This window comes from Acidovorax sp. CF316 (genome assembly GCF_000276605.1).
GTDB lineage: Bacteria > Pseudomonadota > Gammaproteobacteria > Burkholderiales > Burkholderiaceae_C > Acidovorax.
Genome location: NZ_AKJX01000009.1, coordinates 1 through 10,114 on the forward strand (window position 1 = coordinate 1; position 10,114 = coordinate 10,114).

Consider the following 10,114-nt stretch of genomic DNA (forward strand, 5'->3'; position numbering starts at 1 on the left):
GGGGAGCCGGTAGCCGCCACCCTGGGCCAGGGCACGGCCGGCCTGCGCATCGGCGTGCTCGGGGGTTACTTTGCCGACAATGCCCTGCCCGAGGCGCGCGCCGCCGTGGCGCGGGTGGCGCAGGCGCTGGGCGCCGAGGTTGAGCCGGTGGAGCTGTCCCTGGTGGAGGCCGGCCGTGCGGCAGCCTTCCTCATCACCAATGCCGAGGCCGGGGCCCTGCACCTGGATAACCTGCGCACGCGGGCGGCCGACTTCGAACCGCTGTCGCGCGACCGCTTCCTGGCCGGTGCACTGATCCCGGCCGCCTGGGTGGCACGGGCCCAGCGCGTGCGCAGCCGCTACGCCCATGCCGCCGCCCGCGTGCTGGCGCGCTACGACCTGCTGCTGGCCCCCGCCACGCCCTGCGCAGCCACGCCCATCGGCACCGAGCGTTTCGACCTCAACGGCCGCGACCTGCCGCTGCGCCCCAACATGGGCCTGCTGACCCAGCCGATCTCGTGCATCGGCCTGCCCGTGTGCTCCGTACCCGTGTGGGGCGCCCACCCCACCTTGCCCCTCGGCGTGCAGCTCATCGCCGCGCCCTGGCGCGAAGACCTGGCGCTGCGCGCCGCCGCCGTGCTGGAGGCCGCAGGCATCTGCCAGGCACCGGTCGCATCCCTCTGAAAGCCCGCACCATGCCCTACACCATCAACCAGCCCGAGGTGCTTGCCGAAGTGCAGGCCGTGTTCGCCCGCTACGAAGATGCGCTGGTGAACAACCAGGTCGACGTGCTCGACGAGCTGTTCTGGGACAGCCCCCACACCCTGCGCTATGGCGCCACCGAAAACCTGTACGGCTACGCGCAGATCCAGGCGTTTCGCGCCGCACGCCCGCCCCAGGGCCTGCAGCGGCGCCTGCTGCGCACCGAGATCACCACGTATGGCAGTGACTTCGCCACGGCCAACGTGGAGTTCCAGCGCGAGGGCAGCGCCCGCACCGGCCGCCAGAGCCAGACCTGGCTGCGCACGCCAGCCGGCTGGCGCGTGGTGGCCGCCCACGTGAGCCTGCTGGACTGACCCCGCTCCTCTTTCCCCCTGCAACCCACCTCGCCGAAAGGACCGCCATGAAACCCGAGAAACCCATGTCCCGCCTTGCCCACCCGAACCGCCGCGGCGCCCTCCAATCCCTCGCGGCGCTGGGCGTTGCAGGCACTCTGGGCGGCTGGGCCCAGCAGGCCAACGCGCAGGCTCCGCTCACCGTGGGCGTGATCTACGTGGGCCCGCGCGACGACTACGGCTACAACCAGGCCCATGCCCAGGCCGCGGCCGAGCTCAAGAAGATGCCTGGCGTGAAGGTGGTCGAAGAGGAGAACGTGCCCGAGACCGCCGCCGTGCAGAAGACCATGACCGGCATGATCGCGCAGGACGGTGCCAAGCTGCTGTTCCCGACCTCGTTCGGCTACTTCGACCCACACCTGCTGGCCTTGGCCGCCAAGTACCCCGACGTGCGCTTTTCGCACTGCGGCGGCATGTGGACCGAGGGCAAGCACCCCAAGAACGCGGGCAGCTTCTTCGGCTACATCGACGAGTGCCAGTTCCTCAATGGCGTCATTGCCGGCCACATGAGCAAGAGCGGCAAGATCGCCTTCATCGCGGCCAAGCCCATTCCGCAGGTGCTGCGCAACATCAACGCCTTCACGCTGGGCGCGCGCTCGGTCAAGCCGGGCATCACCTGCAGCGTGATCTTCACGGGCGAATGGTCCATGGCCGTCAAGGAGGCCGAGGCCACCAACAGCCTGGCCGACCAGGGCTGCGACGTGTTCACCATGCATGTGGACGGGCCCAAGGTCATCGTCGAGACCGCCGCCAAGCGCGGCAAGATGGTCTGCGGCTACCACGCCAGCCAGGCCAAGCTGGCGCCCCAGGCCTACCTGACGGGGGCCGAGTGGAACTGGCTCACGGCCTACACCACCATCATCGAGGCGGCGCGCACGGGCAAGCCGCACCCCAACTTCCTGCGCGGGGGCTTGAAGGAAGGCTTCGTGAAGATGTCCGCCTACGGCCCGGCCGTGAGCGATGCGGCGAAGAAGCAGGCCGACGAGACCAAGGCCAAGATGGTCGCGGGCGGCTTCGACATCTTCAAGGGCCCGCTCAAGACCAACAAGGGCAAGGAGGTCATCGCCAGCGGCAAGTCGTTCAAGCAGACGGACCTGGAGCTGGAAAAGATGGACTACCTGGTCGAAGGCGTCCAGGGCTCTTTCTAAGCAAGGGACTGCCATGCACCCGGCCGCCAAGGACATTCTCCTGCCCGTTGCCGCCATCGCGCTGGCGCTGCTGCTGTTCGGCGGCTTCGTCGGCTTTGCCGGCGTGAACCCGCTCGACGTCTGGGCGACGCTGTTCAAGGGCGCCTTCGGCGACTGGTTCTCGTGGCAGAACACCCTGCAGCGCGCCGCGCCGCTGATGCTCACGGCCCTGTGCGTGGCGCTGCCCGCGCGCGCTGGCCTCACGGTGATCGGCGGCGAAGGCGCGCTGGTGCTCGGCGGCATGGCCGCCGCGGCCCTGCCCATGGCCGTAACCCTGCCCACCAACGCGGCAGGCACGGTGCTGGCCTGCGCGGCGGGGGCGGTGGCCGGCGCGCTGTGGATCATGCTCGCGGGCTGGCTGCGCCAGTACCGCGGCATCAACGAGACCATCAGCAGCCTGCTGCTGTCCTACGTGGCCATCGGCCTGTTCAAGCACTTCGTGGAGGGTGCGTTGCGCGACCCGGCCAGCCTGAACAAGCCGGCCACGCCCAGCCTCAGCCCCGGGCTGCTGATCGGCGGCATTGGCGGCTCGGACGTGCACTGGGGCCTGGTGCTGGGCGTGCTGGCCTGCGTGGCACTGGGCCTGTGGCTGCACTTCACGGCATCGGGCTTCTCGGTCCGCGTGGTGGGCGGCAACCCGCGCGCGGCGCAGCTCGTGGGCCTGCCGGCCACGCGCCTGGTGCTGCTGGCCTGCGCCCTGGGCGGCGCGGCGGCCGGCCTGGCCGGCGCGGTGGAAGTGGCGGCCGTGCACACCAATGCCAACGGGGCGCTGATCGCGGGCTATGGCTATGCGGGCATCCTCGTGGCCTTCATCGCGCGGCACAACCCCATCGCCATCATCCCCGTGGCCATCGTGTTCGGCGGCTTCGGCGCGGCGGGCAGCCTGCTGCAGCGGCGCCTGGGCCTGCCCGACGCCTCGGTGATGGTGCTGCAGGGCATCGCCTTCGTGCTGATCCTGGCCAGCGAGGCACTGCGCGACGTGGATTGGCGGGCCTGGTGGGCCCAGCGCCGCAAGCGGCCCGAGGACAGCGGCACCACCCCGGCACCGACCGCTCACGTGGAGGCGATATGACTGCAGACCAATGGATTGCCCTCGTCGCCGCCATCGTGGGCGGGGCCCTGCGCGTGGGTGTGCCCTTCCTGTTCGTGAGCCTGGGCGAATGCCTCACCGAAAAGTCGGGCCGCATCAACCTGGGGCTGGAGGGCGTACTGGTGCTCTCGGCCATGGCGGCCTTCGGCGGTGCCTACCTCACGGGCTCGCCCTGGCTGGGCGTGCTGGCAGGTGGCACGGCAGGCGCCCTGCTGGCCACGCTGCACGGCGTGCTGTGCTCGCTGCCGCGCGTGAACGACGTGGCCACCGGCATCGCGCTGATGCTGCTGGGCACGGGCCTGGCCTTCTACCTGGGCAAGCCGCTGATCCAGCCGCAGGCCCCGCAGATCCCTGCGCTGGCGCTGGGCGGCTGGAGCGACTTGCCCGTGGTGCAGTCGGCCCTGCAGGTCAATGCCCTGCTGCCGCTGGGCGTGGTGCTGGCGGTGCTGCTGTGGTGGGCCTTTGCACGCACGCGCTGGGGCCTGCTGGTGCGGCTGGCGGGCGACTCGGCCAACGCCACGCGGGCCCTGGGCTATTCGGTGCCGGGCATCCGCATCGCGGCCACGGCAGCGGGCGGTTTCATCGCCGGGCTGGGCGGCGCCTCGCTGACCCTCTTCTACCCCGGCAGCTGGAACGAGGGCATCTCCAGCGGCCAGGGCCTGATCGCCGTGGCGCTGGTGATCTTTGCGCGCTGGAGCCCCCTGCGCTGCCTCGTCGCCGCCCTGCTCTTCGGCGGCGCGGGCGCCATCGGCCCGGCCCTGCAGTCGGTCGGCGTGGGCTGGGGCTACCACCTGTTCAACACCGTGCCCTATGTGCTGACCCTGCTCATCCTGGTCGTGACTTGCAAGCCCGGCAGCGTGGCTACCGGCAGCCCCGGTGAACTCTCTTCCAGCAAATAACCCTCCGAAGGAACCGCCCTCATGACCACCCCGACCACCCGCCATGTCCAGGCCAACCCCTATGCCTGGCCCTACAACGGCGACCTGCGCCCGGACAACACCGCGCTGCTCGTGATCGACATGCAGACCGACTTCTGCGGCATCGGCGGCTATGTGGACGTGATGGGCTACGACATCACCCTCACGCGCGCCCCCATCGCGCCGCTGCAGCGCCTGCTGCCGGCGATGCGCGCGCAGGGCTTTCGCATCATCCACACGCGCGAAGGCCACCGGCCGGACCTGGCCGACCTGCCGGCCAACAAGCGCTGGCGCTCGCGCCAGATCGGCAAGGAGGGCCTGGGCATCGGCGATGCCGGGCCCTGCGGGCGCATCCTGGTGCGCGGCGAGCCGGGTTGGGAGCTGATCCCCGAACTTGCGCCGCTGCCCGGCGAGGTGGTGATCGACAAGCCCGGCAAGGGCTCGTTCTACGCCACCGACCTGGACATGGTGCTCCACATGGCAGGCGTGCAGAACCTGATCCTTGCCGGCATCACCACCGACGTCTGCGTGCACACCACCATGCGCGAAGCCAACGACCGGGGCTACGAATGCCTGCTGCTCTCGGACTGCACGGCCGCCACCGACCCGGCCAACCACCAGGCCGCGCTGAACATGGTGACCATGCAGGGCGGCGTGTTCGGGGCGCACGCCACTTCGGCCGAGCTGTTGATGGCCCTGGAATAGCCCACAAGGGATCACGCGATGTCCGACCATTTGCCCGATCACCCCATTGGCGCCCTGCCCGCCGGCACCGGCGCCCTGGCGCTGGAGACCTGGAACCTGACCAAGCGCTTCGGCAGCTTCACCGCCATGGACCGCGTGAGCATGCGCGTGGAGCCCGGCAGCGTGCATGCCCTGCTCGGCGAGAACGGCGCGGGCAAGAGCACGCTGGTCAAATGCGTGGCGGGGTACCAAAGGGCCGAGGAAGGCGCCATCCTGATCGACGGGCGCGAGCAGGCCGTCGCCAACCCCATCGTCGCGCGCAGCCTGGGCATCGGCATGGTCTACCAGCACTTCACGCTGGCGCCGGGCATGACGGTGGCCGAGAACCTGCTGCTGGCCGGCGGCCAGACCCCGGCGGTGATCGACTGGCGCGCCAAGCGGGCCGAATTGCAGGCCTTTCTGGCCACCACGCCGTTCCAGCTGGACCTGGACGCCCGCCCCTCGGAGCTGGCTGCCGGCGAGAAGCAGAAGCTCGAGTTGCTCAAGCAGCTGTACCTGCGCCCGCGCCTCCTGATCCTGGACGAGCCCACCTCGGTGCTGACCCCGCAGGAGGCCGACGAGGTGCTGGGCCATGTGCGCGCCTTTGCGCAGAGCGGGCAGTGCAGCGTCATCATCATCACGCACAAGTTCCGCGAGGTCATGGCCTATGCCGATGCGGTGACCGTGCTGCGCCGGGGCCAGGCCGTGCACCATGGCCGCGTGGCCGATACCGGGCCACAGGCCCTGGCCCAGGCCATGATGGGCGAGACCGCCAACGCCCCGTCCATCGCCGTCCGCCCGGCGCCGGCTGCCGACACCGAAGCCGCACCGGGCGAGGTCGCGCTGCAGGTGCAGGGCCTGCAGGCCCCGGGCGACCGCGGCACGCTGGCCCTGCCGGGCCTGGACCTCGTGGTGCGCCGGGGCGAGGTGCTTGGCGTGGCCGGCGTGTCGGGCAACGGCCAGCGCGAACTGGTCGAGGCCCTGGTGGGCCAGCGCCCGCGCCTGGCCGGCCGGGTGCAGGTGCTGGGCCGGGACTACACCGCCACGCGCGCGCAGAACCGCGAGCTCAAGGTGCGCAGCCTGCCTGAGGAGCCGCTGCGCAACGCGTGCGTGGGCGACCTGTCGGTGGCAGAGAACATGGCCCTGCGCGACTTCGACCAGCCGCCGCTGCGCCGTGGCGGCGTGCTGCGCTTTGCCGCTTGGCGCAGCCGCGCGCGCGAATGGATCGCCGGCTACGGCGTCAAGACCCAGGGCGAGGGCGCGCCCATCCGCAGCCTGTCGGGCGGCAACGTGCAGCGTGCGGTGCTGGCACGCGAACTGGCGGGCGAGATCAACGTGCTGATCGCCGCCAACCCCGTGTTCGGGCTGGACTTCGCGGCCGTTGCCGAGATCCATGCTCGCATCCTGGGCGTGCGCGAACGCGGCGGGGCCGTGCTGCTGATCAGCGAAGACCTGGACGAACTGCTGGAGCTGGCCGACCGCATCGTGGTCATGAGCGAGGGCCGCATCGTCCACGAAACCCCGGCCGCCATCGCCGAGCGCCATGTGCTGGGCGCCTACATGGGCGGCGGGCACGACCACCCATCCCACCAGGAAGCCTCCGCATGAGCCTGCGCACCATCCACGCCAACCCCTTCGCCTTTCGCTTCGAGCTGGCGCACACCGCACTGGTCATCATCGACATGCAGCGGGACTTCATCGAGCCCGGCGGTTTTGGCGAGACCCTGGGCAACGATGTGTCGCTGCTCGAGGCCATCGTGCCGGCCTGCCAGGCCGTGCTGCAGGCCTGGCGCGCCGCAGGCGGCCTGGTGGTTCATACGCGCGAATCGCACCGGCCCGACCTGTCCGACTGCCCGCCCGCCAAGCGCCTGCGCGGCAACCCGCAGCTGCGCATCGGCGACGCGGGGCCCATGGGCCGCATCCTGGTCGCGGGCGAGCCGGGCAACCAGATCATTCCCGCGCTGGCCCCGGTGGCCGGCGAGATCGTGGTCGACAAGCCGGGCAAGGGCATGTTCTACGCCACCGGGCTGCACGCAACCCTGCAGGCGCGCGGCATCACCCATCTGGTCTTCATGGGGGTGACCACCGAGGTCTGCGTGCAGACCAGCATGCGCGAGGCCAATGACCGCGGGTATGATGGCCTGCTGCTGGAAGACTGCACCGAGAGCTACTTCCCCCACTTCAAGGCAGCCGCCATCGAGATGCTGCGCGCCCAGGGCGCCATCGTCGGCTGGACCGCTCCATCGGCCGCGCTGCTGTCGGCCTTGGCCGACGCAGCCCCAGCCCCTTAGTTGCTAAAGTCGCCTTGTGCAGACACCCCGCCCCGCCCTCCCCCCTTCCCAGACGAAACCGGTGCGCAGCTCGCGCGCCGACGATGTGTATGCCCAGCTCAAGCGCGACGTGGGCGAGTTCAAGCTGGTGCCCGGCGACCGCTTCACCGAGAACGAGATCTGCGAGCGCCTGGGCGTCTCGCGCACGCCTGTGCGCCAGGCCCTGGTGCGCCTGCAGCAGGAAGGCTATGTGGAGGTGCTGTTTCGCAGTGGCTGGCGCGTGCTGCCCTTCGATTTCGACCAGTTCGAGCAGCTCTACGACCTGCGCATGGTGCTGGAGACCACCGCGGTGCACCGCCTGTGCGACGAGGGGGCCGGCGCGCTCAAGTCGATCCAGGTCGACCATGGCCTGCTCGACGAGCTGAACAACATCTGGCTGGTGCCGCCCGACCAGCGCAGCACCGACACCCTGCAGGTCGCCGCCTGGGACGAAGCCTTCCACTGCGCGCTGGTGCGCGCCGCCGGCAACGCCGAGATGGCGCGCGTGCACCGCGACGTGACCGAGCGCATCCGCATCATCCGCCGGCTCGACTTCACGCAGCAGGCGCGCATCGACGCTACGTACGACGAACACGCCACCATCCTCAAGGCCATCCGTGCGCACCGCGGCGATCAGGCCGCCATGCTGCTGCGCGCCCACATCCAGACCAGCCAGGCCGAGGTACGCAAGATCACCCTGCACCAGGTGCACATGGCGCGCCTTGGCCCCAACCCGGGGTAGGTGACACAATCCCCGTGCGTCGGGGCCATCTCCCAGGGTGCCGTCGCCCCCACAGAAGGAGCGTTGCCTTGCCCATTCTCCGCATTCCCGCTGGCCTCGCCACGCGCCGCAGCCTGGCGCCGCTGGTGTGTGCCACCCTGCTCTGCGCCTGCGCGCTCACCCCGCCTTCCACCGCTCCATCATCGGTACTGCCGGCCGAGGCCGTCCGCCCGTTGGCCCCCGAGGGCGTGCTGCGGGCCTCGATCAACCTCGGCAACCCGGTGCTCGCCTCGCGCGATGCGGCGACGGGCGCGCTCAAGGGCGTCTCGGTCGACCTAGCGCAGGAGCTGGGCCGGCAGCTCGGCGTGCCGGTGGAACTCAAGGCCGTGGATGCGGCCGGCAAATCGGTGGAGGTGGTGCGCGCCGGCCAGGCCGACGTCGGCTTCTTCGCCATCGACCCGGTGCGCGGCGAGGGCGTGGCGTTCACCGCAGCCTATGTGGTGATCGAGGGCGCCTACCTGGTGCGCGCCGATTCGCCACTCACCGCCAATGCGCAGGTCGATCGGCCCGGGACCACGGTGGTCGTCGGCAAGGGCAGCGCCTACGACCTGTTCCTCACCCGCGAAATCAAGCAGGCCACGCTGGTGCGGGCCCCGACCTCGCCCCAGGTGGTCGATGAATTCCTGTCGCGCAAGCTCGACGTGGCGGCCGGCGTGCGCCAGCAGCTCGAGGCCGACGCGCAGCGCGTGCCCGGCGTGCGGTTGCTGCCTGGACGCTTCATGGTGATCGAGCAGGCCATCGGCGTGCCCGCGGGCCGCCCGCCGCTGGCGCACTCCACACTGCATGCCTTCGTCGAGCGCATGAAGGCCAGCGGCTTCGTCGCCGCGGCGCTCAAGCGCCATGGCATCGAGGGCGCAGCCGTCGCCAACCCGACAGCGCCGCGCTGACCAACGACCAACCCCTGTCTGCCCCCGCCTGTTGAACAAGGAGATGCCATGCGCTTGAAGTGCTCTGCCGCCGCCCTCTTCCTGGTCGCCGCTTTGTCGGCCCAGGCCCAGAACGTGAAGGTGACGCCGCTGGGCGGCATCGACGGTGAACTGTGCCCGCAGGACCGGGCCCTGGTCTTCGAAGACCCCAACGGCACGCGCGTGTTGTACGACCCCGGCCGCACGGTGGCCGGCGCCAGCGACCCGCGCCTGGGCAAGATCGACATCATCCTGGTGAGCCACATGCACGGCGACCACGTCGGCAACGCGCACAACAAGGCGCCCAACTCCGGGACCTGCGCCAGCCCGGACATGTCGGTCTCGGCCCTGCCCAACTCCAGCGCGGTGAACATCGCCCTGGTCAAGAAGTCCAAGATCGTCACGGGCAGCGAGATGCCGCCGTTTTTCGCGGCCAAGCTCAGGGCCAATGGCGGCGACCCGGCCAACTCCGTGCTGGCGCGCTTCGGCGGCAGCGTCACGGTCGGCGGTGTGCGCATTGCCACCGTGACGGCCGTGCACAGCAATGGCGTGGACCCGGATTACATCGGCGGCCAGTTGGGCGATGCGATGAAGGAGGCCGGCATTGCCGGTGACGTGGGCCTGGCGACGGGCTACGTGCTGACCTTCAGCAACGGGCTGGTGGCCTACCTGTCGGGCGACACGGGCATCACCGCCGACCAGGAGCGCGTGGTGCGCGACTACTACAAGGCGAAACTGGCGGTGATGAACATCGGCGATGGCTTCAGCACCGGCCCGGCGGAAGCCGCCTTCGTGATCAACGAACTGGTCAAGCCGGCCACCGTGATCGCGTCGCACGTCAACGAGGTCGGCACGGTGGACGGCGTGGTGCGCCCGGGCAGCAAGACCGAGGCCTTCATCAAGGCATCGCGGGTGCCGGTGGTGGTGCCGCTGTCCGGCAAGACCCTGGAGTTCACGGCGGCCGGCATCTGCTCCGCGGGTTGCGGCAAGGCCAGCAACTGAAAGGCCCCCCGCGCAACGGAGCGTGCGTTGCCCGCGCCGCAACGAAAAAACCCTTGCAAGCCATAGGCCTGCAAGGGTTTTGAATTGGTGGGAGATGCAAGTTTCG

11 protein-coding genes are annotated in these 10,114 nt (G+C 70.3%); all 11 read left to right on the forward strand.

Features of this window, described 5'->3' with window-relative positions; translation table 11 throughout:
* A partial coding sequence (locus PMI14_RS01090) for an amidase family protein (RefSeq protein WP_007848320.1) occupies nucleotides 1-663 on the forward strand: 663 nt, incomplete at its 5' end.
* A gap of 11 nt (nucleotides 664-674) precedes the next feature.
* Complete coding sequence (gene hpxZ, locus PMI14_RS01095) at nucleotides 675-1,055, forward strand: oxalurate catabolism protein HpxZ (RefSeq protein WP_007848323.1); 381 nt, start codon at nucleotides 675-677, stop codon at nucleotides 1,053-1,055.
* Nucleotides 1,056-1,120: 65 nt separating this feature from the next.
* The gene (locus PMI14_RS01100) at nucleotides 1,121-2,242 is read left to right on the forward strand and encodes a BMP family ABC transporter substrate-binding protein (RefSeq protein WP_035201906.1); all 1,122 of its coding nucleotides are present in this window, start codon (nucleotides 1,121-1,123) and stop codon (nucleotides 2,240-2,242) included.
* Nucleotides 2,243-2,255: 13 nt separating this feature from the next.
* Nucleotides 2,256-3,353, forward strand: coding sequence for an ABC transporter permease (locus tag PMI14_RS01105; protein WP_007848325.1), 1,098 nt, complete (start codon nucleotides 2,256-2,258; stop codon nucleotides 3,351-3,353).
* Nucleotides 3,350-4,270 carry an ABC transporter permease gene (locus tag PMI14_RS01110; RefSeq protein ID WP_007848326.1) on the forward strand — a complete coding sequence of 307 codons (921 nt, stop codon included), beginning with the start codon at nucleotides 3,350-3,352 and terminating at the stop codon, nucleotides 4,268-4,270. The genes PMI14_RS01105 and PMI14_RS01110 overlap by 4 nt, the downstream gene beginning before the upstream one ends.
* A 21-nt stretch (nucleotides 4,271-4,291) precedes the next feature.
* The gene (locus PMI14_RS01115) at nucleotides 4,292-4,993 is read left to right on the forward strand and encodes a cysteine hydrolase family protein (RefSeq protein ID WP_007848327.1); all 702 of its coding nucleotides are present in this window, start codon (nucleotides 4,292-4,294) and stop codon (nucleotides 4,991-4,993) included.
* 18 nt (nucleotides 4,994-5,011) lie between these two features.
* Nucleotides 5,012-6,619, forward strand: a complete 1,608-nt coding sequence (locus PMI14_RS01120; RefSeq protein ID WP_007848328.1) for an ABC transporter ATP-binding protein — start codon at nucleotides 5,012-5,014, stop codon at nucleotides 6,617-6,619.
* On the forward strand, nucleotides 6,616-7,302 hold the full coding sequence (locus PMI14_RS01125; RefSeq protein WP_007848329.1) for a cysteine hydrolase family protein: 687 nt from the start codon (nucleotides 6,616-6,618) through the stop codon (nucleotides 7,300-7,302). The genes PMI14_RS01120 and PMI14_RS01125 overlap by 4 nt, the downstream gene beginning before the upstream one ends.
* A 16-nt stretch (nucleotides 7,303-7,318) precedes the next feature.
* Nucleotides 7,319-8,062 (forward strand): GntR family transcriptional regulator, encoded by a 744-nt coding sequence (locus PMI14_RS01130; RefSeq protein ID WP_007848330.1) that lies wholly within the window; start codon nucleotides 7,319-7,321, stop codon nucleotides 8,060-8,062.
* Nucleotides 8,063-8,130: 68 nt separating this feature from the next.
* A complete protein-coding gene (locus tag PMI14_RS01135; protein ID WP_007848332.1) occupies nucleotides 8,131-8,988 on the forward strand; it encodes an ABC transporter substrate-binding protein in 858 nt (285 codons plus the stop codon).
* 48 nt (nucleotides 8,989-9,036) lie between these two features.
* Nucleotides 9,037-10,008 (forward strand): MBL fold metallo-hydrolase, encoded by a 972-nt coding sequence (locus PMI14_RS01140; protein ID WP_007848341.1) that lies wholly within the window; start codon nucleotides 9,037-9,039, stop codon nucleotides 10,006-10,008.
* Nucleotides 10,009-10,114 lie beyond the last annotated feature (106 nt).